The 25,493-nt window shown below is 62.6% G+C and carries 34 protein-coding genes, 1 tRNA gene and 6 pseudogenes; 17 read left to right on the top strand and 24 right to left on the bottom strand.

The window, feature by feature from the left end:
• Window positions 1–22: 22 nt before the first annotated feature.
• A pseudogene (locus L0A91_RS02495) lies at window positions 23–1,198 on the top strand (IS481 family transposase).
• Window positions 1,199–1,251: 53 nt separating this feature from the next.
• Here L0A91_RS02495 and L0A91_RS02490 read toward each other — a convergent pair.
• Window positions 1,252–1,324, bottom strand: a tRNA-Ala gene (locus L0A91_RS02490).
• A gap of 154 nt (window positions 1,325–1,478) precedes the next feature.
• On the opposite strand from L0A91_RS02490, the gene L0A91_RS02485 reads away from it, so the two are divergent.
• A complete protein-coding gene (locus L0A91_RS02485) occupies window positions 1,479–2,072 on the top strand; it encodes a nitroreductase family protein (protein WP_235245717.1) in 594 nt (197 codons plus the stop codon).
• 84 nt (window positions 2,073–2,156) lie between these two features.
• Here L0A91_RS02485 and L0A91_RS02480 read toward each other — a convergent pair whose 3' ends face one another.
• The 4 genes and pseudogenes from L0A91_RS02480 to L0A91_RS02465 all read right to left on the bottom strand — a co-directional run bounded on the left by L0A91_RS02480 (window position 2,157) and on the right by L0A91_RS02465 (window position 3,964).
• Window positions 2,157–2,777, bottom strand: coding sequence for a histidine phosphatase family protein (locus L0A91_RS02480; RefSeq protein ID WP_235245715.1), 621 nt, complete (start codon window positions 2,775–2,777; stop codon window positions 2,157–2,159).
• Between the two features lie 2 nt (window positions 2,778–2,779).
• The gene (gene rsfS / locus L0A91_RS02475; RefSeq protein WP_235245714.1) at window positions 2,780–3,166 is read right to left on the bottom strand and encodes a ribosome silencing factor; all 387 of its coding nucleotides are present in this window, start codon (window positions 3,164–3,166) and stop codon (window positions 2,780–2,782) included.
• Window positions 3,163–3,734, bottom strand: a pseudogene (gene nadD / locus L0A91_RS02470) (nicotinate-nucleotide adenylyltransferase). The gene rsfS and the pseudogene nadD overlap by 4 nt, the downstream one beginning before the upstream one ends.
• A gap of 14 nt (window positions 3,735–3,748) precedes the next feature.
• Complete coding sequence (locus L0A91_RS02465; RefSeq protein ID WP_235245713.1) at window positions 3,749–3,964, bottom strand: hypothetical protein; 216 nt, start codon at window positions 3,962–3,964, stop codon at window positions 3,749–3,751.
• Window positions 3,965–4,005: 41 nt separating this feature from the next.
• Here L0A91_RS02465 and L0A91_RS18110 point away from each other — a divergent pair, with 41 nt between their 5' ends.
• Together L0A91_RS18110 and L0A91_RS02460 are read left to right on the top strand one after the other, a co-directional pair.
• Window positions 4,006–4,353, top strand: a complete 348-nt coding sequence (locus L0A91_RS18110) for a glycosyltransferase (RefSeq protein WP_311197959.1) — start codon at window positions 4,006–4,008, stop codon at window positions 4,351–4,353.
• Complete coding sequence (locus L0A91_RS02460) at window positions 4,322–5,020, top strand: hypothetical protein (RefSeq protein WP_311197958.1); 699 nt, start codon at window positions 4,322–4,324, stop codon at window positions 5,018–5,020. The genes L0A91_RS18110 and L0A91_RS02460 overlap by 32 nt, the downstream gene beginning before the upstream one ends.
• On the opposite strand, the gene L0A91_RS02455 is transcribed toward L0A91_RS02460, so the two are convergent.
• The gene (locus tag L0A91_RS02455) at window positions 4,958–5,659 is read right to left on the bottom strand and encodes a CDP-alcohol phosphatidyltransferase family protein (protein WP_235245712.1); all 702 of its coding nucleotides are present in this window, start codon (window positions 5,657–5,659) and stop codon (window positions 4,958–4,960) included. The two genes, L0A91_RS02460 and L0A91_RS02455, sit on opposite strands and share 63 nt — an antisense overlap.
• Before the next feature lie 122 nt (window positions 5,660–5,781).
• On the opposite strand from L0A91_RS02455, the gene L0A91_RS02450 reads away from it, so the two are divergent.
• From L0A91_RS02450 to L0A91_RS02420, 7 genes are all read left to right on the top strand, one after another.
• Window positions 5,782–6,240, top strand: a complete 459-nt coding sequence (locus L0A91_RS02450) for a hypothetical protein (protein WP_235245711.1) — start codon at window positions 5,782–5,784, stop codon at window positions 6,238–6,240.
• Complete coding sequence (locus L0A91_RS02445; RefSeq protein WP_235245710.1) at window positions 6,237–6,608, top strand: hypothetical protein; 372 nt, start codon at window positions 6,237–6,239, stop codon at window positions 6,606–6,608. The genes L0A91_RS02450 and L0A91_RS02445 overlap by 4 nt, the downstream gene beginning before the upstream one ends.
• The gene (locus L0A91_RS02440; protein ID WP_235245709.1) at window positions 6,563–6,709 is read left to right on the top strand and encodes a hypothetical protein; all 147 of its coding nucleotides are present in this window, start codon (window positions 6,563–6,565) and stop codon (window positions 6,707–6,709) included. Before L0A91_RS02445 ends, L0A91_RS02440 begins: the two co-directional genes overlap by 46 nt.
• Window positions 6,710–6,796: 87 nt before the next feature.
• Window positions 6,797–7,105, top strand: coding sequence for a 6-carboxytetrahydropterin synthase (locus L0A91_RS02435; protein WP_311197957.1), 309 nt, complete (start codon window positions 6,797–6,799; stop codon window positions 7,103–7,105).
• Window positions 7,106–7,570: 465 nt separating this feature from the next.
• Window positions 7,571–7,873, top strand: a complete 303-nt coding sequence (locus L0A91_RS02430; protein ID WP_235245708.1) for a glycosyltransferase — start codon at window positions 7,571–7,573, stop codon at window positions 7,871–7,873.
• Entirely contained in the window at window positions 7,783–8,133 is a 351-nt protein-coding gene (locus tag L0A91_RS02425) for a glycosyltransferase (RefSeq protein ID WP_311198126.1), read from the top strand. Before L0A91_RS02430 ends, L0A91_RS02425 begins: the two co-directional genes overlap by 91 nt.
• A complete protein-coding gene (locus tag L0A91_RS02420) occupies window positions 8,123–8,578 on the top strand; it encodes a class I SAM-dependent methyltransferase (protein ID WP_235245707.1) in 456 nt (151 codons plus the stop codon). Before L0A91_RS02425 ends, L0A91_RS02420 begins: the two co-directional genes overlap by 11 nt.
• A 4-nt stretch (window positions 8,579–8,582) precedes the next feature.
• Here L0A91_RS02420 and L0A91_RS17155 read toward each other — a convergent pair whose 3' ends face one another.
• Entirely contained in the window at window positions 8,583–8,711 is a 129-nt protein-coding gene (locus L0A91_RS17155) for a hypothetical protein (protein ID WP_260115271.1), read from the bottom strand.
• 9 nt (window positions 8,712–8,720) lie between these two features.
• Between L0A91_RS17155 and L0A91_RS02415 the strand changes: the two genes are divergently transcribed.
• Entirely contained in the window at window positions 8,721–9,314 is a 594-nt protein-coding gene (locus tag L0A91_RS02415) for a lysylphosphatidylglycerol synthase domain-containing protein (RefSeq protein WP_235245706.1), read from the top strand.
• Window positions 9,311–9,844, top strand: coding sequence for a hypothetical protein (locus tag L0A91_RS02410; protein WP_235245703.1), 534 nt, complete (start codon window positions 9,311–9,313; stop codon window positions 9,842–9,844). The genes L0A91_RS02415 and L0A91_RS02410 overlap by 4 nt, the downstream gene beginning before the upstream one ends.
• On the opposite strand, the gene L0A91_RS17150 is transcribed toward L0A91_RS02410, so the two are convergent.
• The 13 genes and pseudogenes from L0A91_RS17150 to L0A91_RS02355 all read right to left on the bottom strand — a co-directional run bounded on the left by L0A91_RS17150 (window position 9,774) and on the right by L0A91_RS02355 (window position 20,638).
• The gene (locus L0A91_RS17150) at window positions 9,774–10,046 is read right to left on the bottom strand and encodes a dihydrofolate reductase family protein (protein WP_260115270.1); all 273 of its coding nucleotides are present in this window, start codon (window positions 10,044–10,046) and stop codon (window positions 9,774–9,776) included. The genes L0A91_RS02410 and L0A91_RS17150 overlap by 71 nt on opposite strands.
• A 121-nt stretch (window positions 10,047–10,167) precedes the next feature.
• Window positions 10,168–10,686: a dihydrofolate reductase family protein gene (locus L0A91_RS17145; protein WP_260115269.1), complete on the bottom strand. Its 519-nt coding sequence runs from the start codon at window positions 10,684–10,686 to the stop codon at window positions 10,168–10,170.
• A 5-nt stretch (window positions 10,687–10,691) separates the two neighbouring features.
• Window positions 10,692–10,952 (bottom strand): hypothetical protein, encoded by a 261-nt coding sequence (locus L0A91_RS02400; RefSeq protein ID WP_235245701.1) that lies wholly within the window; start codon window positions 10,950–10,952, stop codon window positions 10,692–10,694.
• 268 nt (window positions 10,953–11,220) lie between these two features.
• Window positions 11,221–12,470 (bottom strand): annotated as a pseudogene (locus L0A91_RS02395) (glutamate-5-semialdehyde dehydrogenase).
• An 85-nt stretch (window positions 12,471–12,555) separates the two neighbouring features.
• Complete coding sequence (locus L0A91_RS18105; protein WP_311197956.1) at window positions 12,556–12,702, bottom strand: hypothetical protein; 147 nt, start codon at window positions 12,700–12,702, stop codon at window positions 12,556–12,558.
• The gene (gene proB, locus L0A91_RS02390; protein WP_311197955.1) at window positions 12,639–13,685 is read right to left on the bottom strand and encodes a glutamate 5-kinase; all 1,047 of its coding nucleotides are present in this window, start codon (window positions 13,683–13,685) and stop codon (window positions 12,639–12,641) included. Before proB ends, L0A91_RS18105 begins: the two co-directional genes overlap by 64 nt.
• Window positions 13,686–13,792: 107 nt before the next feature.
• Window positions 13,793–15,291, bottom strand: a pseudogene (gene obgE, locus L0A91_RS02385) (GTPase ObgE).
• 88 nt (window positions 15,292–15,379) lie between these two features.
• Window positions 15,380–15,661, bottom strand: coding sequence for a 50S ribosomal protein L27 (rpmA, locus tag L0A91_RS02380; protein ID WP_235246501.1), 282 nt, complete (start codon window positions 15,659–15,661; stop codon window positions 15,380–15,382).
• Between the two features lie 37 nt (window positions 15,662–15,698).
• Complete coding sequence (gene rplU, locus L0A91_RS02375) at window positions 15,699–16,007, bottom strand: 50S ribosomal protein L21 (protein ID WP_220120829.1); 309 nt, start codon at window positions 16,005–16,007, stop codon at window positions 15,699–15,701.
• A 166-nt stretch (window positions 16,008–16,173) separates the two neighbouring features.
• Window positions 16,174–19,103 (bottom strand): annotated as a pseudogene (locus L0A91_RS02370) (Rne/Rng family ribonuclease).
• A gap of 339 nt (window positions 19,104–19,442) precedes the next feature.
• The gene (locus L0A91_RS02365) at window positions 19,443–19,943 is read right to left on the bottom strand and encodes a hypothetical protein (RefSeq protein ID WP_235245699.1); all 501 of its coding nucleotides are present in this window, start codon (window positions 19,941–19,943) and stop codon (window positions 19,443–19,445) included.
• 61 nt (window positions 19,944–20,004) lie between these two features.
• The gene (locus L0A91_RS02360; RefSeq protein ID WP_235245697.1) at window positions 20,005–20,190 is read right to left on the bottom strand and encodes a hypothetical protein; all 186 of its coding nucleotides are present in this window, start codon (window positions 20,188–20,190) and stop codon (window positions 20,005–20,007) included.
• On the bottom strand, window positions 20,162–20,638 hold the full coding sequence (locus L0A91_RS02355; protein WP_235245695.1) for a hypothetical protein: 477 nt from the start codon (window positions 20,636–20,638) through the stop codon (window positions 20,162–20,164). The genes L0A91_RS02360 and L0A91_RS02355 overlap by 29 nt, the downstream gene beginning before the upstream one ends.
• A 99-nt stretch (window positions 20,639–20,737) precedes the next feature.
• Here L0A91_RS02355 and L0A91_RS02350 point away from each other — a divergent pair, with 99 nt between their 5' ends.
• From L0A91_RS02350 to L0A91_RS02335, 4 genes are all read left to right on the top strand, one after another.
• Window positions 20,738–20,902, top strand: a complete 165-nt coding sequence (locus tag L0A91_RS02350) for a hypothetical protein (protein ID WP_235245691.1) — start codon at window positions 20,738–20,740, stop codon at window positions 20,900–20,902.
• Window positions 20,902–21,699, top strand: coding sequence for a 3-phosphoserine/phosphohydroxythreonine transaminase (serC, locus tag L0A91_RS02345; protein ID WP_235245690.1), 798 nt, complete (start codon window positions 20,902–20,904; stop codon window positions 21,697–21,699). Before L0A91_RS02350 ends, serC begins: the two co-directional genes overlap by 1 nt.
• A 134-nt stretch (window positions 21,700–21,833) precedes the next feature.
• Window positions 21,834–22,865 carry a 3-phosphoglycerate dehydrogenase gene (locus L0A91_RS02340; protein ID WP_235245687.1) on the top strand — a complete coding sequence of 344 codons (1,032 nt, stop codon included), beginning with the start codon at window positions 21,834–21,836 and terminating at the stop codon, window positions 22,863–22,865.
• Entirely contained in the window at window positions 22,823–22,999 is a 177-nt protein-coding gene (locus L0A91_RS02335) for a hypothetical protein (RefSeq protein ID WP_235245684.1), read from the top strand. The genes L0A91_RS02340 and L0A91_RS02335 overlap by 43 nt, the downstream gene beginning before the upstream one ends.
• A 67-nt stretch (window positions 23,000–23,066) precedes the next feature.
• On the opposite strand, the gene L0A91_RS02330 is transcribed toward L0A91_RS02335, so the two are convergent.
• The 4 genes and pseudogenes from L0A91_RS02330 to rbfA all read right to left on the bottom strand — a co-directional run bounded on the left by L0A91_RS02330 (window position 23,067) and on the right by rbfA (window position 25,431).
• On the bottom strand, window positions 23,067–23,627 hold the full coding sequence (locus L0A91_RS02330; protein ID WP_235246500.1) for a riboflavin kinase: 561 nt from the start codon (window positions 23,625–23,627) through the stop codon (window positions 23,067–23,069).
• Window positions 23,619–23,989 (bottom strand): annotated as a pseudogene (locus tag L0A91_RS02325) (adenylyltransferase/cytidyltransferase family protein); the annotation flags it as partial. The gene L0A91_RS02330 and the pseudogene L0A91_RS02325, both read right to left, overlap by 9 nt.
• A 60-nt stretch (window positions 23,990–24,049) precedes the next feature.
• On the bottom strand, window positions 24,050–24,982 hold the full coding sequence (truB, locus tag L0A91_RS02320) for a tRNA pseudouridine(55) synthase TruB (protein WP_235245682.1): 933 nt from the start codon (window positions 24,980–24,982) through the stop codon (window positions 24,050–24,052).
• Entirely contained in the window at window positions 24,979–25,431 is a 453-nt protein-coding gene (gene rbfA / locus L0A91_RS02315; protein WP_235245678.1) for a 30S ribosome-binding factor RbfA, read from the bottom strand. The genes truB and rbfA overlap by 4 nt, the downstream gene beginning before the upstream one ends.
• Window positions 25,432–25,493: the final 62 nt, after the last annotated feature.

Genomic DNA, 25,493 nt, shown 5'->3' with positions numbered 1-25,493 from the left:
AGGTAGGCCGCGAAGATGGGTCATGTCCACGGCCAAGGTCATCGTGCTATCCGTCATCGAGCAAGGCCTCACTAAGGCCGAAACCGCCCGAAAATACGACGTGTCCTGGCGATGGATCCACACGCTGGTCCAACGCTATGAACAACACGGCCTGCACGGGCTAGAACCCCGCTCCACAGCACCACGCAGCAACTCCCGCGCGACCCCGCAACCTGTCAAGACCCGCATCCTGGAGTTACGCACCGAACTCCAGGATGCCGGGCTCGATAACGGGCCAGTGACCATCGCCTGGCATCTAGAACACGAAAGCCTCACCCCTGTGCCCGCTATCTCCACGATCAGGCGCATCATCACCAACGCTGGCCTGGTCACCCCAGCCCCACGCAAACGCCCCAAATCATCTCTGCGCCGCTTCGAAGCTGAGCAACCCAACGAAACCTGGCAATCAGACTCCCGCCCACTGGCCCCTCGCCGATGGCAGCAACACCGAAATCCTGAACTGGCTCGATGACCACTCCAGATACCTGCTGTCCTGCACCGCCCACGCCCGTGTGACCGGCAAACTCGTCGTTGACACGTTCACGACCTGTATCAACACCTACGGCCCACTAGCCTCAACACTGACCGATAACGGGTCGGTGTACACCTCCCGCTTCACCGGAGGCCGCAACGAATTCGAATACCTCCTGCACGCACTCGGCATCCAGCAAAAGAACGGCCACCCCGGCCACCCGCAAACCCAAGGAAAAATCGAACGGTTCCACCAAACCCAAAAACGTTGGCTTACCCAACAGCCACCGGCGCCCAACCTGGCGGCCTTACAGGCCCAACTCGACCAATTCGCCCTCGTGTACAACACCCAACGTCCCCACCGAGCCCTCGACCGAGCCACCCCACACCAGGCCTACAACGCCCGGCCCAAAGCAAAACCCGGCGGGACCACAATCAGTGGCCACTACCGCCTCAGATTCGACAAAGTCGACATCCACGGCGGAGTCTCCCTGCGCCGCGCCGGCCGAATGCACCACCTCGGAATCGGAGCCGCGAACCGCGGCAAACCAGTCCTGCTCCTCATCGACGAAACCACCATCACCGTCATCGACCGCACCACCGGCGAAATACTCTCCGCCCACACCATCAACCCCACCAAGTCCTACTGGCGCAACAACCAGAAAAGCCCGGCCGATGGCCGAGCTAAATCTGAACAATGACCCGACTCATCTATGAACGATGACTCGACTCACCACACGGTGGAGCTGAGGGGACTCGAACCCCTGACCCCCTCCATGCCATGGAGGTGCGCTACCAGCTGCGCCACAGCCCCGTTTGGGACGCTCAGATCATACGCAGACGCCGCGCGTGGTTCCAAATCGGGAATGCTGACCTGCACCGCGCTGTTAATTCCAGCGATGCACAAGGAAGTGCCGTTGTTCTTCACGCCGGATGTCGGCGCCCCTGCCTGAGAAGTTGAGATGATTATGAGCCTTGCCACGCAGTCCATTGATCGTGCCGCCGTCACTGATGCTGACTTGATCCCTGTCTTGCGCGACCGCTGGAGCCCGCGTTCGTTCGACCCCACTGCAGAGGTTCAAGATGACGTTGTCTCCACTGTTTTGGAGGCCGCTCGGTGGGCGCCTTCAGCGATGAATTCTCAGCCTTGGCGGTTCATCGTTGCTAAGCGCGGCGGCGCATCCTTTGCCAAGATCCATGAGGCTCTGATGGGCTTCAACAAGGTCTGGGCCGACAGCGCTTCGGTCCTGCTAGTGGCCTTGACCGAGACTGAGGACTCAGAGGGCAAGCCCCGTCCCTGGGCCCAGTACGACCTCGGCCAGTCCGTCAGCTCAATGATCGTGCAAGCCAGCGCAGAAGGTCTGCACGCCCACCAGATGGCAGGTTTTGACGCAGACCAACTCCGCGTATCGTTCGATGTCGAGGCTCAGTTGGCCCCCACCACGGTGGTCGCGTTGGGCTACCTTGGCGCTGCTGATGCGCTCCCTGAGGTTCTGCACGAGCGCGAGATCGCCCCGCGTGAGCGTAAGAGCCTCTCCGACATCGTCCTCGTCCAGGACTAACTGCCCCAGACACAACGAAGCCCGGCGCACTCTGGTCGAGTGTGCCTGGCTTTGCGTTGTCACGATGCGGCGGAAAGCGCCTCGCTACTCTTCGTCAATGTCGAACGCGCCGGCGTTCCACGACGCCAGGCGCCAGCCAGTGCGGTGCAGCACCAACTCTGCCCAATGCGCGTTATGCAGTCCCACCAGAGCCAGCCACGCTTGTTTCTGTGGCATGTCCAGCAACTCGGCCACGATGGTGCGCGCCGCTACCCCATGCGTTGCCACGACCGCCAAATCGTCTTCGCCCAATTCGGCCATGAGTTCACGAACCGCCGCAACGGACCGCTCCCCGACCTGAGCAAGCTTCTCTCCATCTCCGCCTCGAGGCACATCCTCGCCCGCTTCGGTGGCGGTAAGGATGTCGCCATCTTGGGCCTTGATTTGATCGAAGGAGAGGCCCGTCCACGAGCCCACATCGATCTCGCGCAACCTGGCGTCGTAGGTGATCGGCAGGTCGGCCACGTCAGCCAGCGCTCGCGCCGTTGAAGCCGCTCGGACGAGGTCGCTAGACCAAATAGCGCTGGGCTTGTAGGCGGCCAAGGCATTGCCCGCAACTCGCACCTGTTTTTGCCCCAGGGCTGACAGTTGGGTGTCGAGATGTCCTTGAAAGATGCGACCTGCGTTGTGCTCGGTCTGGCCGTGACGCCAAATGATGAGGCGCATGACTACTCAGCCTCGTCGGCGCTTTCGACCTCAACCTCAGGCAAGGGCACCGTCGGGCAGTCCTTCCACAACTTCTCCAACGCATAAAACTCGCGGTCTTCGGAGTGCATGACGTGGACGATGATGTCGCTGAAGTCCAGCAAGACCCAACGCGATTCACGGTGGCCCTCGCGACGCAGCGGCTTGGACTTCAAGCTCAGCAGCTTCTCTTCGACCGCGTCAACGATGGCATTGACCTGACGCTCGTTTGGCGCCGAGGCAATGACAAAAACATCGGTCAACGCCAACTGCTCGCTGACGTCGAGGGCGACAATGTCTTGCCCCAACTTGCTGCCAGCAGCAACTGCTGCGGCTTGGGCGAGCTCAACGGCTCGTTCGTTCGCTGTCATGGAGACTCCTTGTTATAAAGATCGTATTTGCCGATGTACTGCACAACGCCGTCCGGGACCAGATACCAAACTGGATCGCCCTTGGCTCTGCGCTCACGGCAGTCGGTCGATGAGATCGCCATGGCGGGGACCTCAAGCAGTGTCACGCGGTCTTGTGGCAGACCATCGTCGGAGAGCGCGTGCCCAGGTCGGGTCACTCCGATGAAGTGGGCTAGGTCCCATAGCTCATCGACGCCCTTCCAACTCAAGATTTGAGCGAGTGCGTCAGCGCCAGTGATGAAGAACAACTCGTCTTCGGGATGCTCCGCCTTCAGGTCGCGCAGCGTGTCGCGGGTGTAGGTCGGCCCGTCACGGTCAACATCGACCCGGCTCACCGTAAAGTGGGGTTAGACGCAGTCGCAATCACCGTCATCAAATAGCGGTGCTCTGCCTTCGTTACCTGGCTGACGTCCTTGCGGTACGGCTGCCCGGTCGGGACAAAGATGACTTGGTCCAGGCCCAATCGTGAGGCTGCCTCACTGGCAGCCACCAGGTGGCCGTGGTGGATGGGATCAAACGTCCCACCCATCACTCCTACCCGCATTAGTGCCCAGCGGAGGAGTCAGCCTCGTCCGTGGCTCCAGCGTGATCGCCGTGGTGGGCAACCGGGTCTAGAGCCAACGTGTTGCGGAAACTCCAGAGCAGGGCAAGCAGGCCCATCATGACGACGAGCGCGATGACACCAAACCAGAATGGGTCAAAGATCAACTCGACAAGCTCGTGCTCTTCTTCGGCAGCGGCAGCAAAGGCAAACGACATACGGCCACTCTACCGGGTCGCGTGGCGCTTAGAGTTGCCCCATGTCCCCTGTCTTGTCGATCGTCATCCCGATGTTTGACGAGCAGGATGTCTTGCCCACTTTGGTGGCTCGGCTGCGCCCAGTCTTGCAAGGCCTCGAATTGCCCTACGAAGTCCTCGCCATTGATGACGGCAGCCGTGACGCTACCCCCGTTTTGTTGCAGCGCTATCGCCGTGACTGGCCCGAGTTGAGAGTCGTCAGGCTCCGAGCCAATGCCGGCCACCAGGCCGCGATCTCGGCGGGTTTAGCGATGGCTGCAGGTGATTGGGTCGTCACCTTGATGCCGATTTGCAAGATCCCCCGAGGTCATCGCCCTGATGGTCGACGCCGCCTTGGAGCACAACGTTGACGTTGTCCATGGCGTGCGCACAGACCGATCGTCTGACTCCACCTTTAAGCGTGGGTCGGCTCGCCTTTTCTATGCCGGTATTCGAGCCGCCGGGGCCAAGGACGCGCCCACCAACGCCGGCGACTACCGACTGATGTCGCGGGCAACTGTTGACGCCGTCAACGCACTCCCCGAGGCGCACCGAGTGCTGCGCCTGGTGGTGCCATCGTTGGGCTTCCCCAGCGCCGAGGTCGGGTATGCGCGGGCCGAGCGAGCGGCCGGCACCAGCAAATATCCACTGAGCAAAATGATCCGATTGACCCTCGATGGATTTACCGGCTTTTCGCTAGCCCCATTGCGGCTGGCCACGTGGTTTGGCCTGGGCGGCTTTGCAGCAGCCATGGTGCTGCTGGCCTATGCGCTGATCTCCAAACTTGCTGGCTTTACGGTCGCCGGTTGGACTTCGACAGTAGCGATCGTCGCGGGCGTTGGGGCGATCCAACTGCTGTGTCTGGGCATTCTGGGTGAATACGTTGGGCGGATCTACGGCACTCTGCAAGGCCGCCCCACCTACTACGTGGCCTACGACTCTGCCGACTCCACCTCGGCTCCTGACCTGTCGAGGTCAGCGCGCTTGCCGCTGCAACCAGACGACATCTCGGCCGAACGACCAAACCAGGAGCGCTAGCGCTAGTGCGCACGCGGTGGTGGCCAGCCAAACCGGGATGAACGGGGCAAACACTGAGGCCAACACAACCCCTTGAATAGCTGCCACCACCCGCCGACTCTCGCGCGGAGGCAGCGCCCGACGCCAGGTTGGCTTGACCATGACGCCCAACCCAAAGGCGTAGCGCAGCAACCCACTGGCCAGGACCCACACCCCCACCAGCGGGGCCGCAATGAGGGAGAGAATTAGGAACAGCGCGGCATCGGTTTCGGCGTCTAGACGAGCCCCCGACCGGCTCTGGGTCCCCGTTGCGCGGGCCACGGCTCCATCCACGCCATCCAGCAACACCGCCAGCATTGCCACGGCAAAGATCAGCCAGGCTTGGGTCGGGACTTCGCCGCGCAACACGAGCACCGCATACCCCGCGGCGCCGCAGGCCAGACCACCTCGCACCAAAGTCACCAGATCAGCTGGACCCACTGCCGTGCGGGTCCGGTCTAAGAGAGACCCAGCGAGGAACGCATAGGTGGTCACAGCCACTAGCGTGGCTAACGTGGTGCCAAAACCGCCTGAAACGCGAGATGCCAAGATTGGGGTCGCGATAAGCAAAACTGCGACCACCAAGATGCGGATGGCAATCACGAGGCGAGAAGAGGGCACCCCGTCACCCTATGCCGACCTGCTCACACCTCCACTTTCGCCCGACACGAGGAGTCATCATCGCTGGTGAAGCACCATCGACCGCCCGAGGCCTGATCTCGCCACGTCCTGGGATTGCTGAAGTGCTGCCTGTTCCGCTAGCGCCACTGGGCGCCGATCAGGCCCTGGTCCGGGCCCTGCACACCGGCGTCAGCCGTGGGACAGAAGCGCTGGTCCTCAACGACCAAGTGCCACCGAGTGTCGCTGACTTGATGCGAGCGCCGTTCCAAGTCGGCGAACGCCCCGGACCGGTCCAATATGGCTACCTCAACGTCGGTGTCGTCGAAGACGGCCCGCAGGACTGGCTGGGACGTCGCGTGTTTTGCCTCTTCCCGCACCAGGACCGGTATGTCGTGCCGGTCAGCGCCCTCGTGCCGATACCCGACACCGTGCCCTCAGACCGGGCCGTGTTGGCCGGGACTGTCGAGACGGCGATCAACATCCTTTGGGACGCGCCACCGGCCTGGGGTGACCGCGTGGCGATCATCGGCGCTGGCCTAACTGGTCTGAGCGTTGCCGCGCTCTTACGCGACTTCCCTTGACCGAATTGGTCCTGGTTGACCCCGATCCGGACAAACGCCCCTTCGCTGCGTCGCTGGGTCTCGACCTGACCTCCCCCGACGCAATCCCCTCGGATCTTGACCTCGTCATCCATGCTTCAGCGACGCAGCAGGGTCTCGCATCAGGATTGAGTTCGCTGGGCGTGGAGGGCACGCTGGTGGAGGCCTCGTGGTTTGGCCAGGCTGCGCCAGTCGTCCCGCTAGGTGCTGATTTTCACGCCAAACGCCTGACGATTCGCAGCAGTCAGGTCGGACGAGTTCCGACGTCACAAGCCCTCGTCGGACCCTGCGGGATCGCCTGGAGTTGGCGCTCACCGAGTTGGCTGACCCGATCTATGACACCTGGTTAACTTCACGCAGCGACTTTGAGTCCTTGCCGCAGACGATGGCGGCGCTGGGGGCTGGTGAGTTGACCGGCCTGATGCATGTGGTCGACTATCCACATGTTTAGCCTCACGATCCGCAATCACATGATGATCGCGCACACCTTGCCCGATCCGTTTTTGGCCCAGCCCAAGGTATTCATGGCGCCACCTTCGTGACCGAAGTCAGTTTTCGCGCTCCTGCCTTAGATAACCATCAGGTCGTGCTCGACATCGGTGCAGCCAGCGAGCACCTTGAAGCAGTCTTGGCTACCTTGCGCTATCGCAACCTCGACGAAGTGCCCGAGTTGGCGGGGCAATTGACGACCACCGAATTCATGGCGTCCTACGTCGCTCATCAGGTGTGGAAGCGCTTGTCTTCCGCGGGGCTCGGAGGCAACCTCAGCGAGATCGCGGTCGTGCTGCGGGAGAACCCCGACGCCTGGGCCGAGTTTGCCATGGCGGTGCCGCCAGGTGGCGAGTAACTTCCCACCTTGGTCGTCGCCGATCTCGGTGGCAGCCCCAGTGGTGGCGATCGCTTCCACGAGCAGGTCGCGAGCGTTTGGCAGCAAGCCCTGATTCGTATTCCCGGATCCTGGCCCTGTCCAACAGCGAGCGAGCGCGATCATCTGGCGAGCATCTTGGACAGCGTGCGCGGACCCGTCGTCCTCGATGGCCTGCTCGGCTGCGCGGACCCAAAGCCTTGGCTCGCGCTCACTCTCAAGGCGCCCGACCGTGGCTGCTGGTTCACTTGCCGCTGGCCGCTGATCGTCAGAGCGCGGCCGAGGCCGGCGAACTCAACTGCCGTGAGAGGGCAGCCCTCGATCTGTCGGCTGGCGTGATCACGACCAGTGAGTGGTCCAAAGCCGACCTTGTGCGCCGGCATGGACCACAGGAAATCACCGTCGTTGAGCCGGGAGTCGCACTGCCGAGCACGATCGAGCCACGGCGTGTTGCCACCCCCGCATCTAGTGACCGTCGCAAGTTATACGCCCCGCAAAAACTACGAGTTGCTGATCGCCGCACTGGCACAAATCACCGACCTGGAATGGCAGGCGACCTGGGCCGGAGCCGCCCCTGAAGGTGAGACTCGACGGCTCCAGGAGTTGCTGCATACCCACGGTTTGACCGATCGGGTGCGGATGACGGGGCCCTCAACGACCTGGAAGTCTCACGCCTGTGGCGGCAAAGTGACCTGCTGGTTTTCCCTTCCCGGTTTGAGACCTACGGCATGGTCATCACCGAAGCGCTAGCCCACGGCATACCCGTGATCGTCAGCGCAGACACCGCGAGCGAGCAGACCTTGGCCGGGCCGATGGGCCTGCTCACTGGAATGGCGCCCTCTGCACAAAACCCCACGGCATGGGCCCGCTCACTGCGGCAATGGCTGGTCGAGCCAACAGTCCGCCAGAGTTGGGCCTCATGGGTGGCCGAGCGCAACCAGCACTTGCGCACCTGGGAGACTTGCGCGCATGACCTTGCCAAGACAGTCGGAGGCCGCAGTGTCAGATGAGGAAATCCAGTCAGACCCCATTGCGGCCGACTGGCTCGAGTTACGGCGTCCACTGGATGACCAGGCTCGCCGCAGCACAGTCGAGGCACTAGGACAGTTGATCGCCCAGTGCGGCCCGATCAGCTCTGTGATCGACGTTGGTGCTGGCACTGGCGCGAACACCGCGTGGTTGGCACACCACCTTGAGGCAATGGGCGAGGCGCCGCAGTGGATCCTGCTCGATCACGACCCCAACTTGTTGGCCAACATCGATCTGCCAGCGCGCTTGCCTTTTCCACCGTGGTTGGCGACATCGCCGATGTGGCCGGGGTCGTCGCTGCGAGCTCCGCGCCCTGCCTCGTCGGGGCATCTGCCCTCCTCGATGTGCTCACCTTCGAGTCCATCGACTCCCTCGTGGGTGCGATCTGCGAGCACGCCGACGCGGCGGTTCTGGCGCTTAGCGTGACAGGTCAGTTGTCGCTCAGCCCATCACACCCCTTGATCAGGACCTGATCCAGGCTTTCAATGATCACCAATCTCGCGGCACTCTGTCCGGGCCAGCAGGTCTTGAGGCTGCCGTCGCCGCCTTCGCCGCGCATGATTGGCAGGTGCTCCTCGTTCCGACGCCGTGGACGCTCGATGCGAGTTCCATGGCGATGACGCGTCGGTGGCTGCAAGACCGTGTCGCCGCTGCGAGCGAGCTGCTGTCAGATTCACCAGAGTTGGGCGCGTGGGCAGCAGCGCGTGAGGCTCAACTCAACGCGGGCGAGCTCAGCGTGATCGTCGAACACGAAGACCTTTGGCCTGGCCGCACGCCGCAGGCGCCCCCAACCCCACTGCACCTGGCTCGCCATGACGGCAAGGCAGCGATGGCAAGCCCTGGCGGGCATTTTGGTGCTGGTCGTCGTCATTGCTGGTTTTGGCTTAGGCCCCTTTTTGCTGCTTTTCAGTCTTTGACCCCCCTGGCCGCGCTGGTCGCCTTGGTCTGGGGGCTAGTGCCAGTCGTGACGCACGCCGAACGCTGGCGCTGTGTGGCCCACGCTTTCCAATCAGCACCCCCAAGAGCGACGGCGATGGCTGCCATTTATCAGAGTTCATTCCTCAATATGGTGCTTCCTGGCGGAGTTGCCGGTGATGTGCTGAGGGCTATCGATCATCCAGTTGGCACCAAACCCAAAGGCGGCTCGGGCGCGAGGTGGTGACCGCAGAGCGCCTCCTGGGCACGGCCGTGACGATGATGGGGGCAATCGTGGCCATCATGTTCACCGGGCTCAATCTTGCTTGGGGGCTGCTCGGCCTAGCTCTCACCGCAGTGCTGTTAACCCTGGTGTGGCTATTGGCGGCCCGACACCTGCCTGCTCTTCGAGTGCTGCGCGCGTTGGCCTGGTCGCTACTGATGTGGCTCAGCCTGCTCGCCCTCACGGTTTACGGTGCCAGGCTGGCGCTGCCAGAGTTGGGTCTGGCCTCCGCCACAGCCCTTGGTGCCATCTGTTTAGCGGCCATGGCCATACCGGTGAATGTCGGTGGTTGGGGCCCACGCGAGGGTCTGACTGCTTTGGCCGCTGTGGTCTGGGGGCTGCCGGCTCAGAGCGGAGTCACCCTGGCGGCAACATTTGGCGTGCTGGCGCTGATCGGCACCCTGCCAGGTGCCGTCGTCCTGGTTAGGACGGTGCTTCGCCCTCGGGAATCGCTCGGAACCACACCTGGGTCAGCAAGTCGTCTCCGAGCATGAAGCGGCGCACTGGAGCGCGCAAGGCTCCGGCGAGCGCTGGATTGCCAGCGAACCTCAATCCCGGGACACCATCACCAATGAGCATCGGCGCCGTGGTCAAAGACAACGAGTCGATGAGTCCGGCCTCCAAGAAGTCCGAAACGGTCTTGCCGCCACCCTCAACCAAGATGCGCCCCCAACCCTGACCTGAAAGTGCGGCCACAACGGTAGCAGCGGGAATGTGGAGTCGGTGAGTTGAATCGGCCAGTGGCTCACATGTGCAGCCAGCGCGGGCACATCAACGTCGCTGCCGGTGACCCACACCGTGGGCGCAGCCGGGTCATTCAGCACCTTGGCAGTGCGCGGGATCCGCCCTTCGGGTCCAAGACAACGCGCACCGGGTTGTCTCCAGGAGCATCACGCACCGTCAGTTGCGGGTCATCTGAGCACACTGTGCCGGCGCCTACGATGACCGCGTCAGCCAGGGCGCGCAATCGATGGAGATGCTGGCGATCTTGTGGCCCAGACACGAAGTTGGCATCGCCGGTGGATGAGGCGATGAAGCCGTCCAGACTCTGCGCGAGTTGGGCGAGCACGAAGGGCGAACCCGCATCCACGATCGGTGCGTAAATATCGACTAACTCACGGTCCACCCCGTCGCTGATCTCCGTCGGGACCCGCCCCTGCAGCAACTCATGCCACACGCCAGATTGATGGTCTGGCACGTCGTGGGCCATTCGTGCCCGCTTGGTTGCCAGATAGCGCGCGTTCTCGGCGTGCTCGGGGACGAACAGCGGGGAGCGCTGCGCCACGGTGATACCCAGGTCGCGCAGGGCGTCTTCTTTAGCAGGGTTCGAGGACAACAAGGTCACCGGGGCAAGCCCAAGTCGCTCAGCATGGCCGCCGCGGCGCGATAGTCCCGCGCGTCAGCGGGGTGTCCCAAGGCCAAATTGGCATCAACCGTGTCCACGCCCTGGTCCTGCAACCCATAGGCCTTGATCTTTTCCAGCAGGCCAATCCCCCGGCCTTCGTGCCCGCGCAGATAGAGAACTGCACCCGACCCGCGGCCAGCGATCACCTTTAGCGCGGCCTGAAGTTGCTGCCCGCAGTCGCATCGCAGGGAGCCCAAAGCATCGCCGGTGAGGCATTCGGAGTGCAGCCGGACCAGCGGCGCAGACTCCCCGTCTCGTCATGCAAGGGGTATGCGGCGCAATCAGCGCGACATGCTCGTGCCCGTCGGCATCGCGATAGCCAATCATCGCGAAAGTGCCGAACGGAGTGGGCAGTGTGGTGTCGGCGACACGCTCGACAAAGGAGCTATTCATGGCGGCTTCATATTACTCAGTGCAGATGCGGCACTCGTGACCGGCCCTCTTTCGACCGGCCCGACGCCCGAGTCAGCGGATCTGGCCGTTGCCCTCGACAACCCACTTTGTCGTGGTCAACTCCGGCAGCGCCATCGGGCCGCGTGCATGCAGCTTTGGGTTGAAATGCCGATCTCCGCGCCAAATCCGAACTCGCCGCCGTCGGTGAATCGGGTCGAAGCGTTGACCAACACGGCCGCAGCATCGATCTGGTTAACCCACGTCGTGGATGATCCCAAATCAGCAGTGACAATCGCTTCGGTATGCCCCGAGGTGTGCTCCTGCACGTGCGCAATCGCGGCATCGAGGTGGGGAACCACCCGCGCGCTGATGTCTAGTGACAGGAACTCGGTGTCGTCGTCCTCATCGGTGATCGCGACGCCAGTTGCCCCGGCCGCCTCGGCATACTTGAGCATCAACTCGTCGCCATGGACGGTCACACCGGCCGCCGCAAACTGGGCCATGATGCCCGGCACGACGGCCTCGGCGATGTCTTCATGGACCAACAGCGACTCCGCCGCGTTGCAGACCGAGGTGCGGTGCGTCTTGGAGTTGACCACGATCTTGGTGGCCATTTCGATGTCAGCGCTAGCGTCGACATACACGTGGCAGTTGCCGATGCCCGTCTCGATCACCGGCACGGTGGATTCGGTGACAACGGTCTGGATCAGGCTGGCACCACCGCGGGGAATGACTAGGTCAACGAGACCGCGCGCAGTCATCAGGGCCCGGCCCGCATCACGGCCACCCTCGGTCAGCAAGTTGATGGAGTTAGCTGGCAAACCAGAGGACACCATCGATGCTCGCATGATGTTGACCAGGGCTGCGTTGGTCGAAGCAGCAGCAGAGCCACCGCGCAAGATGACGGCATTGCCAGACTTCACGCCCAATCCAGCCGCATCGACGGTCACATTGGGCCGTGCCTCATAAATCATCCCGACAACGCCCATCGGGACCCGCACCTGGCGCATTCGCAGGCCGTTGGCCAGGGTCGATCCACGCACGATCTCACCCACCGGGTCTGCCAAACCCGCAACATCGCGCAGCGCGTCAGCCACCGCCCGCACCCGGTCTTCGTCGAGCGTCAGCCGGTCGATCAAGTTGATGGCCATCCCTTTGGCGCGGCCCCGAGCAATGTCCTCACCATTGGCGGCCACCACATCGGCGACCTGCGCGTCGATCGCATCCGCCATCGCAAGCAGCGCCGCGTCCTTCTGCGCGCGGGTCAGCAGCGCCAGGTCGCGCCCAGCCGCACGGGCACCCCGAGCAATCTCATGGACCATCTCAACGACGGCATTATCCAGGTCAGCAATCTGGGCGGGGCTCAGGACTCCTCGAAACGTAGGTAGAACAAACGAGAGTGAAGGGTTACAGGACGACGAGGTCGTCACGGCGCACCACGGTGCGGCCAGGGCCACGCCCGCGTGGGCTGATCCGGGAGGTCAGGTCATCTAGCCGGTGCCCGACCAACGGCTGGAGCTCTTTGGCGCCATAGCCAACGAGGCCTCGAGCCACCGGCTTGCCCTGCGGGTCGCACAGGTCGACAGTGTCGCCGGCGTCAAGGTGCCCTCGATCCGGGTCACACCGACGGGCAGCAGGGAGGTTTGTCGCTTCACCACGGCCTCCACGGCGCCAGCGTCCAAGATGAGTCGACCGGTCACGTGGCTGGCGTGGGCCAACCAGCGCCGACGAGCCGACTTTTGGGACCGGTGGGCGCAAAGGGTGCCGACGTCTTCGCCGGTCAGTGCTTCGTGAACTTGAGTCGCGGACGTCAGCAGCACAGGTATGCCTTCAGCCGCCGCCATGGATGCAGCGCCTACTTTGGTGACCATGCCGCCGGTGCCGACACTGCTGCCGGTCGTGGCGATGTCGATGTCGATGAGGTCACTAGCGTCTTTAACCAACGGAATCCTGGATGTTCCTGGCTTGCTCGGATGGCCGTCATACAGCGCATCAACGTCAGAGAGGAGCACCAAGGCGTCGGCGTCGACCAGTTGAGCCACCAGGGCCGCCAAGCGGTCGTTGTCGCCAAACCGGATCTCATCGGTCGCGACCGTGTCGTTCTCGTTGATGACCGGGACGACCTCCAACTCGAGGAGTCGCTCGAGCGTCCGTGAGGCGTTCACATAGTGGCTGCGCCGGTGCATGTCGTCAGCCGTCAGCAGGACCTGACCCACGTTTAGCCCAAAGGCCGAAAAAGCTTGCGTGTACGTCGCCATCAGGCTGCCTTGACCCGCGCTGGCTGCAGCCTGCTGCGTGGCCAAGTCTTTGGGCCGGCGCTCTAGGCCCAGCGCCAACATCCCCGCTGCAATTGCACCGCTAGAGACCAAGATGACTTGGGTTCCGGCCTGCCACTTCTTCGCGATGGCCGTTGAGAGGGACTGCAGGCGGAAACCGTCAACGCCGCCCTCGGGCAACGTGATCGAGGAAGAGCCGACTTTGACGACGACCCGATGGGCGCCAGACACCGACTGCCGAAGATCGTTCACGTTCAGCATACTAATCCATCCCGAGGCATACCCATACATCCCTCTCCCCCACGATGCACCTTCTCACTCGCCATGTGTACACGACTTTTGGTGCATAGCGGAAAAGGCACACAGGGCTATTCGTCGCTGTTGAACGAGCCCTTCTCTGCAGCCAGCTCCGCGCGAGCCGCCGCGGCCGCATCCATCTTGTTGTGGAACGCCTCTCGTTTCGCTTCGCGAGTCGGGCGATCGCCCTCTTCGAGCCGCAGGTCAGTGCCGCGCTGACCAAGCAGCTCAGCACCGGCGGCCATCGTCGGCTCCCAGTCAAAGACCACCGAGGAGTCCTCTGGGCCAATGACCACCGTTGAGCCGGCAACAGCGCCAGCCTTCAGCAACGCTTCTTCGACGCCGAGACGGTTCAGCCGGTCAGACAGGTAGCCGACGGCTTCATCGTTGTTGAAGTCCGTCTGGCGGACCCAACGCGTTGGGCGGTCACCCAGCACGCGGAACAATTCACCATCGGAGGTGTTCTCCCGACGCACGTGGAATCCGGTGTCGTCAAGGGCCTTCGGGCGCAAAATCGTCCGAGTAACCTGCTCCTCGGGAGCATCTGCCCGGCCTTGTTGACGGCGTTCGCCAGCGCGAACTTCAGCTCCTTCAAGCCTTGGTGTGCCACTGCGGACACGATGTGCACCTGCAACCCACGCTCTTCAAGGTCAGGCTTAACCAGCTCAGCCAAGTCACGAGCCTCGGGCACATCAGCCTTATTGAGGACCACAATGCGGACGCGGTCACCCAATGGAATGCCACCCAAGGAAGAGTCGGGGACATACTCAGCCAACTCGTGCTCGATGACATCAAGGTCAGTCATCGGGTCACGGCCAGGCTCCAGCGTTGCGCAGTCGATGACGTGCACCAGGACATGGCAGCGCTCAACGTGGCGCAGGAACTGCAGGCCCAAACCCTTGCCTTCAGACGCACCTGGGATGAGCCCGGGGACGTCGGCAATGGTGAAGCGGTTGCCACCTGCCTCGACAACACCGAGGTTGGGAACCAGCGTGGTGAACGGGTAGTCAGCAATCTTTGGCTTGGCCGCGCTGACGACCGAAACGAGCGAGGACTTACCTGCCGAGGGGAAGCCAATCAAGGCGACATCAGCAAGGGTCTTCAGTTCAAGAATTACCTCGTTTTCGAAGCCAGGCTCACCCAACAAGGCGAATCCTGGGGCCTTGCGTCGGGGCGAGGCCAGCGACTTGTTACCCAGGCCTCCGCGGCCTCCTTGCGAGCCGACATACTCTGAGCCCGCGCCAACCAGGTCGGCGAGAACTTCACCGTGGCGGTTGGTGACGACGGTGCCGTCCGGCACGGCCAGGATCAGATCTTCACCGTTTGCCCCGTGTCGCTCGCTACCCTCACCAGGACCGCCATTGGCAGCAGTGCGGTGCGGGTGGCGGTGGTACTCCAACAAGGTCGTGACCTGCGGGTCAACACGCAGAATGATGTTGCCACCACGCCCACCGTTGCCACCGTCGGGCCCACCGAGTGGCTTGAACTTCTCACGGTGCACCGAAGCCACACCGTGCCCGCCGTTCCCGGCTCGCAGGTGTAAAACGACACGATCAACAAAGGTGGCCATGATTCATCCTTTCAGGACAAACAGCAAAACGCCGGGGAGAAGCACTAGCTCCTCACCGGCGTTCTGCGTGAAAACTGCGTGGTGTTGCTCAGGCAGTGACAGTCTCGGCAGCCTCAGCTGCGACGATGTTCACTGTCTTGCGGCCGCGACGCTGGCCGAACAGCACAGTGCCGGGGACCATTGCGAAGAGCGTGTCGTCGTTGCCGCGGCCAACGCCTTCACCGGGGTGGAAGTGGGTGCCGCGCTGACGGACCAAGATCTCACCTGCACCGACGACCTGGCCGCCGAAGCGCTTCACGCCGAGGCGTTGCGCATTCGAATCGCGACCGTTGCGGGACGAGGATGCACCTTTTTGTGTGCCATGGCTGATGCCTACCTTCTGCTCAGAGTTTCGTTGACGGCTGTGATCAGGAGTTGATCGCGGTGATCTTGACCTGCGTCAGCGGCTGACGGTGGCCCTGACGCTTCTTGTAGCCAGTCTTGTTCTTGTACTTCTGGATGATGATCTTGGGGCCCTTGGTAGCCGTCATGACCTCAGCGGTCACGGAGACCTTCGCCAACGCGTCAGCGTCAGAGGTGATCGAGGCACCATCGACGAGCAGCAGCGGCGCGAGTTCAACGGACTCGCCAGCCTTGGCACTCACCTTGTCGATGGTGAGGACGTCGCCAACGGAGACCTTTTCCTGGCGGGCGCCAGCGCGAACGATCGCGTACACGTTCTACTCACTTCCTGCAGATTCATATGAGGACAAACCATGTCCCGGTCAATGGTGCAATGTGGGCTGCAACTTAAGTTCAGCAGGGCCTAAAATCCCGGCCGATCAATCAAGTGCGCACCGACGTGCAAGCCTACCGCCTGTGGGCGGTAGGTCCAAACTCGTCTCAGGCTTCGTCACTACCTCCAACAGGCGGACCTGCTGGTGCAACAACGCGGCCTCGGCTCCGGCGCTTTACTGGCTTGGTTGCCGCACCAGTGTCACCAGCTTGGGCTGAGCCGTCGGTAGCGGTGCTGGCGTCTGCGCTTGTCGCCGTCAAGGTCGCCGAACCTGCGACAGATGTCACTGGAGCGGTCTTGACTGGCTCGGCGCTCATACCTTCGCTGGTTGCCGAAGCAGCAGCCTGTGGGGCCTTGGCGCGCCGTGAGCCACGCTTTCGTGGAGCCGGAGCGCTAACAGCGACCGCTGGCTGCACTGGATCAGCCACAATGTGCGTGCTGCCCTGCTCGTCCGACTTCACCGACGAGTCCTGAGTCTGCACCTGTGGAGCTTGCGACTTTGGTGCCGTCGTCGTTGCGCTCTTGGCTACGCGCCTCTTTTTGGCAGCAGGCTTGGACTCGGCAGCCGGCTTCGCCTCGGCGACGGGCTCAGCTTGAGCCACTACCTCAGAACCCTTGGCCTCCGGCTTCTCTGCCTGCTGGCGGGGCGCGCTGTCCTCAGTCTTGGCTGACTCGGGCGCTACTTCAGCGACAACAGCCTCGGCTGTGGCGTTCGCGGCTTCGTCTGATGAGCCAGCCGTCAGCGCAGCAGCATGGGCAGCGGCAGCAATCTGAGCCGCTGTCGGGCCGGTCGGTGCTGGCTGCTCCGTCTCGACGGGTGCCTGGCGAGCCTTCTTACTGCGGCTGCGGTTGTTGTTCTGCCCGTTGCCACTATTGCCACCGTTGGAGTCCGAGGGACGGTCGATGGGCTCGGTGTGCACGACCAATCCGCGACCAGCGCAGTGCACGCAAGGCTCAGAGAAGACTTCAATCAGCCCTGCCCCGACGCGTTTACGGGTCATCTGAACCAACCCCAGCGAAGTCACCTCGGCCACCTGATGCTTGGTCCGGTCCCGGCCCAAGCACTCCAGCAGGCGACGCACGACTAGTTCCCGGTTGCTTTCCAGCACCATGTCGATGAAGTCGATCACGATGATGCCGCCGATGTCGCGCAGGCGTAGTTGCCTCACGATTTCCTCGGCAGCCTCAATGTTGTTCTTCGTGACTGTCTCTTCGAGGTTGCCGCCCGAACCGACAAACTTGCCAGTGTTGACGTCAACAACCGTCATCGCTTCGGTGCGATCAATCACCAATGAGCCACCCGAGGGCAGCCAGACCTTGCGGTCCATTGCCTTCGAGAGTGATTCAGAAACCCGGTGCGCGGTGAAGATGTCTTCCGTCTTGGTCCACTGCTCGACCCGGTCTGCCAGGTCGGGAGCGACGGAGCCGATGTAGTCGCTGACTTCGTCCCAGGCCTGGGCACCCGAGACAACCAGTTTGGAGAAGTCCTCGTTGAAGACGTCTCGGATGACCCGCACCGTCATGTCCGGCTCTCCGTGCAACAGCACCGGCGCGTTGGCCGACTTGGTCGCAGACTTCTTTCGATCCGCTCCCAAATGCCGGTCAGACGCTCGACGTCGGCGCGCAATTCGGCCTCGCTGGCACCTTCAGCAGCGGTGCGAACAATCACGCCGGCGTCTGCTGGGACTACTTCCTTCAGGATCTTCTTCAGACGCAAACGCTCTGTGTCGGGCAGTTTGCGCGAGATTCCGGTCATCGAGTTGCCTGGCACATAGACCAGGTAGCGGCCCGGCAGTGAGACCTGCGAAGTCAATCGTGCGCCCTTGTGGCCAATCGGATCCTTGGTGACCTGGACCAAAACCGAGTCGCCCGAGCTCAGCGCGTTCTCAATACGGCGCGGCTGGTTGCCCTCCATGCCAGCTGTGTCCCAGTTGACCTCACCGGCATAGAGCACCGCATTGCGGCCCTTACCGATGTCGATGAAGGCTGCTTCCATGCTGGGCAAAACGTTCTGGACTCGCCCCAAATAAACGTTGCCGACCATGGTGCTCTGGGTCTCGCGGGAGACATAGTGCTCAACGAGCACGCCGTCCTCCAAGACACCGATCTGGGTGCGGTCATCACGACCCCGCACAACCATGACGCGATCTACGCTTTCGCGGCGCGCCAGGAACTCTGCTTCGGTGATGATCGTGCGACGACGACCCGCTTCTCGGCCTTCTCGGCGTCGTTGACGCTTGGCCTCCAACCGCGTTGAACCCTTGATCCCGGTGGCCTCGTCGCGCGACGAGGGCTGGCTGCGTTCGGTGCCAGCGCCACGGGTGCGGCGCCGACGACGCTTGCTGCTGCCGTCGCCGTCATCGTCTTGGTTGGCATCATCGTTTGGCTTTTCAGCCTGCTCGCGGCCGCCGCTTTGCCCGTCGGAGTCGTTGCCTGCGGAATCTTGTGTGCGCTCGTTGTCCTCGCCATCGCCGCCCCCGCGGTTACGGCGTCCCTTGCCGCCACGACGGCGTCGGCGCCCATTGCCCGAGGACGCGTTGTCTGCGTCGTTTCCGTCCGAGTCATCGGACCGGTTGTCAGCATCATCGCTTGAGGAGTCGGCGGAAGCGTTGGCCTGAGCTTTTGGTTGCGCCTCCGGCTCGGTCGATCCGTTCTCTGCCGGATCTGAGGACGCTGCGGGCTGCTTCTTCTTGCCCTTGCCGCCGGACTTGCCGGACTTGCCAGAGCCCTTGTTGCCGTTGTTCGAGTTACCCGAGTCGTCCGAGCGCTTTGAATCCGCTCGGAGGGCGACTCGTCCTTGGGCTGCTGCCCCTTGGACTGGTCGTCGCTCGAGTCCTTGGCAGGTTTTTCGGCTGCCCGCTTGCGCTTTGGGACCTCGGTGAGGTCTGGCGCTTGAAAAGCACACCGAAGGGCGAGCCCCGGCCGGTGGTGTCGTCTTCTGAGGCGGTGCTGCAGCCGGTGCCCCATCAGCTTTGGCTGCACTGAACAACGCAGCAGTCGATGACTCTGCCTTCTTTGGCGTGTCGCTGTCACTCATGGACGTAACGTCCTTCCGTGGCTAGCAGAAAGCCCACACCGGGCCTGCTTGGCCCGCCCTCCGCGTAGCGCGGTTGCAGTCGTCGGGCCCTGGTGGGCCGGACGGAAGTCAATCCGGTACACCCGCTGGCTCGCGCTAGTCGCGCGTCACCTGCGTGTGCCGGGCACCCGCTCAGCGCCAAAGCTGCTCATCAGTCAATCGAAGGCGGCGCTCATCCGGGGTGTCACCGGGGCTCGCGACGGGTGTGGATGGACGCGAGACCAAGTGAAGTATCGCACATACAAGAGACAACCCGCGGGTCCAGCGATCTGGACACGCGGGTTGACTACCTCAGCAGCATCAGATTTGTGCGAGCACCAGACCGCCACGGGCCTTGGGCGTGAACCACGTTGACTTGCGAGGCATCTTTTCTCGCTCCAGGTTGACCCGGACAAAGTCATCCACTCGAACGGGCGCGATCAACAATGCCGCCACCGCTTCGCCAGCATCCACCTGCTCACGCAACCACTGCGCTGAGTAGTCGCCACCGATGTAGCGAATTCGCTTATCGCCAGCATCGAGTCCGAGGACCTCGTTCACCAGCAGGCGTTCGATCAGTGCGTGGTCCAGAGCCGCGACGCCGCTGGCGTCCTGCGGGACGGGCAAGGTGACAGCAAAGCCCCCATCGGCGGTATGCAGGTGCAAGACTCCCGGCTCCTGCGGAACCTCTGCGGGGGTGTCCAGGGCGACCACCGACGCGCCAATCGCGCTCAGAGCGTCGGTCACTGACCCCAGGCCTTCTGGCCACGAGGTGACCAACCGGTGGTACGGCTGGAGTTGGACCGACTCAGGCGTCGTCACGACCGCAAGGAAACGGTCCAGTTGGCGGTCTGAGCCGCGAGGCTTCGGTGGTTTCCGTCGGCTACGACCAAGTCGCCGCCGCCAGCCAAAGTGTGAGTTCCGCCACCGCGGCCGGATCGGAAATCGACCAAACTTCATGCAATCGCCCGGCCTGGTCCTGGTCGGTGACCGGCGCTGGGCCAGCCTGCTCAATGACCTTGGTTAGGGCCGTCTGCAGCTCATCGGCCTTCTCCGTCTGCAGCAACAAGACCGGCGACAGCAGGTGATCGATGGTCTGCAAAGCGCCACGCGCTCGCGGACTTTCTCGATAAAAACGTCTTCGTTGCGAATGACGAGACCCGGCTCATCGGCCGTCGTTGAGATCTCGTCAGTGTCCACCATGGCGAACATGCCCAGGAACGAATGACCGTCCTGACCACCACTAATGCGGTAAACACCAACGACATCATCGGCGGCTGTGTAGCACCATCGGCCTTGGCTGCAGCCAACCGCTGAGCTGCGGCGGGCAGGGTGTCGGCGAACGCCTGGCCCAGGGACTCCGGGGCGCAATGCGGCATCTCAACACCGAGCGCGCTGTAGGGAGCCGAAGCGATGAGATCAGTGATCTCAGCGTCGCTAGCAAACTCGTCGTAGTTCTGGGCACCGGTCGATCCGGCGCTAATCCAGGCATGGCTAATGGGGTGCACAGCGGTCATGCGAGCAGGTTACCGGGCTTGCCGTGTGGTCAAGGTATAGCGATGCGCGTTGATAGTCTGAGGGCTCCGCAACCTAGTCAATCTTGAAGGTGGAAAAGCGTGCGCGTCTACAACTTCGCAGCGGGGCCAGCGACCATGCCCCTCGAGGTTCTCGAAGAAGCCCAATCTCAACTCTCCGACTGGGACTCTCTGGGCATGAGCGTCATGGAGGTGAGCCACCGCAGTAAGGAATTCGTCTCCGTTGCGGACGAAGCCACTTCCTGATGCGCGAACTGATGGGCATCCCCGAGGGATACAGCGTCCTCTTCATGCAAGGCGGCGCGAGCGGCCAGTTCTCCGCCATCCCGCAAAACCTCACTGCCCCAGGCGACACGGTTGACATTGTCAACACCGGCTCCTGGTCAAAGAAGGCCATCGCCGAGGCAAAGAAGTACGTCTCGGTCAACGTCGTCGCCGACGAAAAGGCGTCGAACTACAGCACGGTGCCGGACGCCGCAGCCCTGGCTCAGACACCGGGCGCTGCCTATTTCCACTACACCGCCAACGAAACCATCGGCGGCGTGGAGTTCGACTATGTCCCCGACGTGGACGCTCCCCTGATCTGTGACATGTCGTCCACGATCATGTCCCGTCCGATTGATGTGTCGAAGTTCGGCTTGATCTACGCCGGCGCACAGAAGAATCTCGGCCCGGCTGGCATCACCGTCGTGATTGTTCGCGATGACCTGATGGGTAAGGCCCGGCCCGAGACGCCTTCGGTGTGGGATTACGCACAAATGGCCGCGGCCGACTCGATGCTGAACACTCCCCCGACGTTGGCTCTCTATCTCCTCAACCTGACGTTGAAATGGGTCAAGAAGAACGGTGGGCTCGAGGGCATGGCCGCTCGCAACCAGGCCAAGGCTGCCAAGTTGTACGAGGCCATCGACAACTCCGACTTCTACTCCAACCCCGTCGCACCGAATGCTCGTTCGTGGATGAACGTGCCTTTCCTCGTGGCAGACCCGTCCTTGGAGAAGGAATTCGTCAGCAGCGCCGCTGACGCTGGCCTCACCAACTAAGGCGGCCACCGCTCGGTCGGTGGCATGCGCGCCAGCATCTATAACGCGATGCCGCCCGAGGGCGTCGACGCACTCATCGACTTCATGAAGGAGTTTGAGCAGAAGCACGCCTGAGCGCGCACTGCGAACACACCATGACTCACCGCATTAAGACGTACAACGCGATCAGCCCCATCGGCTTGAACCGCTTTCCCGACGACTACGAGGTCGGCGCTGACGTCGCCACTGCCGATGGCATTGTGCTGCGTTCGGCCAACCTGCACGACGAGCCGCTGGAAGACAGCGTCTTGGCCGTGGCCCGCGCCGGCGCTGGCACCAACAACGTCCCGGTTGCCGACTTGTCGGCCCGCGGAATTGTGGTCTTCAACACCCCTGGCGCCAACGCCAATGCCGTTAAGGAGCTCGTGATCGCCGGCATGCTGCTGGCCGCTCGCAACCTCTACCCGGCAGCCGCCTTCACCGCTGGCCTGTCCGCCGCAGAGGGCGACATCAACGGCACCGTCGAAAAGGCCAAGAAGCAGTTCGCTGGCTTTGAGCTGCCAGGACGCACCCTGGGTGTCATTGGCCTCGGAGCCATTGGTGTTCTGGTCGCCAACGCTGCCGCTTCAATGGGTATGAAGGTGCTGGGCTTTGACCCCGCCCTCAGTGTCGAGCGGGCTTGGCAGCTCAACCCCTCGATCGAGCAGGCCTCCTCCATTGATGATGTTTTCTTGCGCGCCGACATGATCACCGTCCACGTGCCGCTGATCGACGCGACTAAGGGTCTGGTCAACGCTGAGCGTTTGGCGATGCTCAAGCCTGAAGGTGTCGTGTTGAACTTTGCGCGCGGTGGCATCGTTGATGACGAAGCCGTGGTGGCTGCCTTGGACGCCGACAAGTTGCACGCCTACGTGTGCGACTTCCCGACCCAGACGCTGGCTGGCCACAAGAAAATTCTGGCCCTGCCACACCTGGGTGCATCCACGGCTGAGGCCGAGGAGAACTGCGCTGTGATGGCTGCTGACCAGTTGCGCGACTACTTGACCGACGGGACGATCCGCAACAGCGTGAACTTCCCCAAGGCTTCGTTGGCCCGCACCCCGGCTCGACGCGTATTGCGATCTTCAACGCCAACGTGCCAAACATGGTCGGCCAGATTTCGTCGGCGCTGGCCGATGCAGGTTTGAACATCGCAGATTTGTTGAACAAGTCCACTGGCGACTTCGCCTACACACTGGTGGACACCGATGGCGATGTGCCCGACTCGGTCGTCACCGCCATCCGCTCCATTGAAGGTGTCATCCGGGTGCGCGTGCTGTAACCCGAGGTGACAACGCAAAAGGTCCGAACCGCTGATGGTTCGGACCTTTTGCGTTGCGCGGTGTTTGTCAGCGTCTGCCCGGCTGTGCCAGCAACTGTCGGCAGCGATCCACATCATTGGCCATTTGCACTAACAGTTCCTCGATCGAGTCGAACTTGAGGTTGCCTCGCAACCGCTGCACAAAGTCAATCGACACGTGCTCGTGATAAAGATCAAGGTCGACGCGGTCAAGAACATAGGCCTCGACGGTCCGACGCAGAACATCATCAAAGGTTGGGTTGGTCCCGACCGAGATGGCAGCCGGCAGTCGGTGCTCAGGATCGTTCTCAGCCAGGTCGTGGCGCACCATCCAGCCCGCATACACCCCGTCGGCTGGAATGAGACCCTCGCTCTCGGCACACAAGTTTGCGGTCGGATAGCCCAACTCCCGGCCCCGGTGATGCCCATGCACGACGGTCCCGGAGACTCGGTGGGTGCGACCTAAGACGTCGTTAGCGGAGGAGATATCGCCAGCCGCCAGCGCCTTGCGCAGTGAGGTTGAGGACCAGTGCCGTTGGCCCTCTTGGTGCTCCCCGACCGCGTCTTGAGTGACGACTTCAAAATTGAATTGCTTGCCCAACTCGCGCATCGTGTCGATGTCGCCGGAGTTGCGGACGCCGAACCTGGTGTCCAGACCAACGACGACGACGCAAGCATTGAGCGCCTCCACAAAAACTTGGCGCACAAAGTCTTCTGGGGTGAGCTGAGCAAATTCGTGGGTGAACTCGACCACGAGGGTCGCATCAAGCCCACTCTGCGCCAACATTTCTAGGCGGTGCTCCAGGCTGGTGATCTCTTTGGGGCGCGCTCTGGGTGCAAAACAGCAACCGGATGTGGGTCGAACGTGACCGCGATAGCCTGCGCCCCGTGCTCTTTCGCCAACGACGTCACCGTCTCTAAGACAGCTTGATGTCCTCGGTGAACGCCGTCGAAGTTGCCGAGTGTGACCACAGACTTTGCGAGGTCGCTGGGGATCGCTTCGAGGCCAGACCATTGATGCACAACGCTAGCCTAACGGGCGGCAAAGACGACGTGAGTAGCGACCTTGTTGCCGCTTTCGTCCAACAAGGCCGCAAGGCTGCCATCTGGGGCGATAGCCGCGACGACTGGGCCACGGGCCGCACCGGATTCAATGCGCTGGCCATAGCCGAGTTTCGTGGTTTCGCTCTCGGAGAGCTGTCGCACCGGAAATGCCGCTGTGGCTGCGTCCTGCAAAGGCAACACCTGCGCTGCGGCACCTTCATCAGCCAACTGCTCCAGGCTGTGTGCCTGCTCGAGCGAGAAGTCGCCAACCTTGGTGCGTTGCAGGGCGCTCAGGTGGCCTCCGACTCCCAGTGCAGCACCTAAGTCGCGGGCCAGGGCTCGAATATAGGTGCCCGAGCTGACCTCGACCTCGACATCAATATCCACGAAAGTTCCCTCGCGTCGTGGCTCGCCGAGGCGCATCAGAGAGTGGACTGTCACTGGGCGAGCCGCCAACTGCACGTCTTCCCCTGAGCGCACCCGGACATACGAGCGTTGGCCGTTGACCTTGATTGCGCTCACGGAGCTGGGGACCTGCTCAATGGCGCCCGTCAGATCACGCAAACCTGCGTCGATCGCGGCAATGTCCAGACCAGTTGCATCAAAGGTCTGAGTGATGTCGCCCTCAGCATCGTCCGTCACTGTGTCGGCGCCCAACCGGATAGTCGCAAGGTATGTCTTGTCGCACCCCACGAGGAACGTCAACAACTTCGTTGCCCGGTTGACGCCAACGACCAACACCCCAGTTGCCATCGGGTCCAGCGTCCCCGCGTGCCCTACCTTTCGGGTCTGGCAGAGGCGGCGCAGTCGCCCCACCACATCGTGGCTGGTCCAGCCAGCGGGCTTGTCGATGATCAACAGACCATCGCCAGCTGGCGGCCCGACTGGTGGAGGCAACGGCGCGCGGTCCTTGGGCGTCACTGCGAGTCCTGCTCCGATTCGTCGTCGGCCACGCGGGGCTTGCGATACGGGTCAGCTTCGCCGGCGTAGTTGTTCTCCTTGCGCGCCGCAGCCAACTCGGCATCTCGTTTGGCGGTCTCGCGCAGCAGGTCGGTGATGTGTGCGGCGTCCTCGGGCAGAGCGTCGAGGACAAACTCCAGCGTCGGGGTCAGACGAATGCCCAAACCCTTACCGACGTGGGTGCGCAACCGACCACGGTAGGCTTCCAGCACCTCGGCAGCGGCCTCACGATCCGCCTCCTGACCCATCACGGTGTAGAACACTGTGGCGTGCTGCAGGTCCCCAGTTACCCGGACGTCGGTGATGGTGACAAAGCCCAGGCGAGGGTCCTTGACTAATGTGTCCAGCCCTTGGGCCATCAATACCTTGGTGCGCTCCGCAACCTTACGAGCGCGTCCCTTGTCAGCCATGGTTCCTCCTGGTCATTCGGCAGCGGATTGGCTCAACGCCTGATTCGGCACCAGTCTAGATA

Origin of the sequence: Ornithinimicrobium sp. INDO-MA30-4, from assembly GCF_021535045.1 — a bacterium.
Lineage (GTDB): Bacteria > Actinomycetota > Actinomycetes > Actinomycetales > Dermatophilaceae > Ornithinicoccus.
This window is presented reverse-complemented; position numbering and strand designations above follow the sequence as displayed.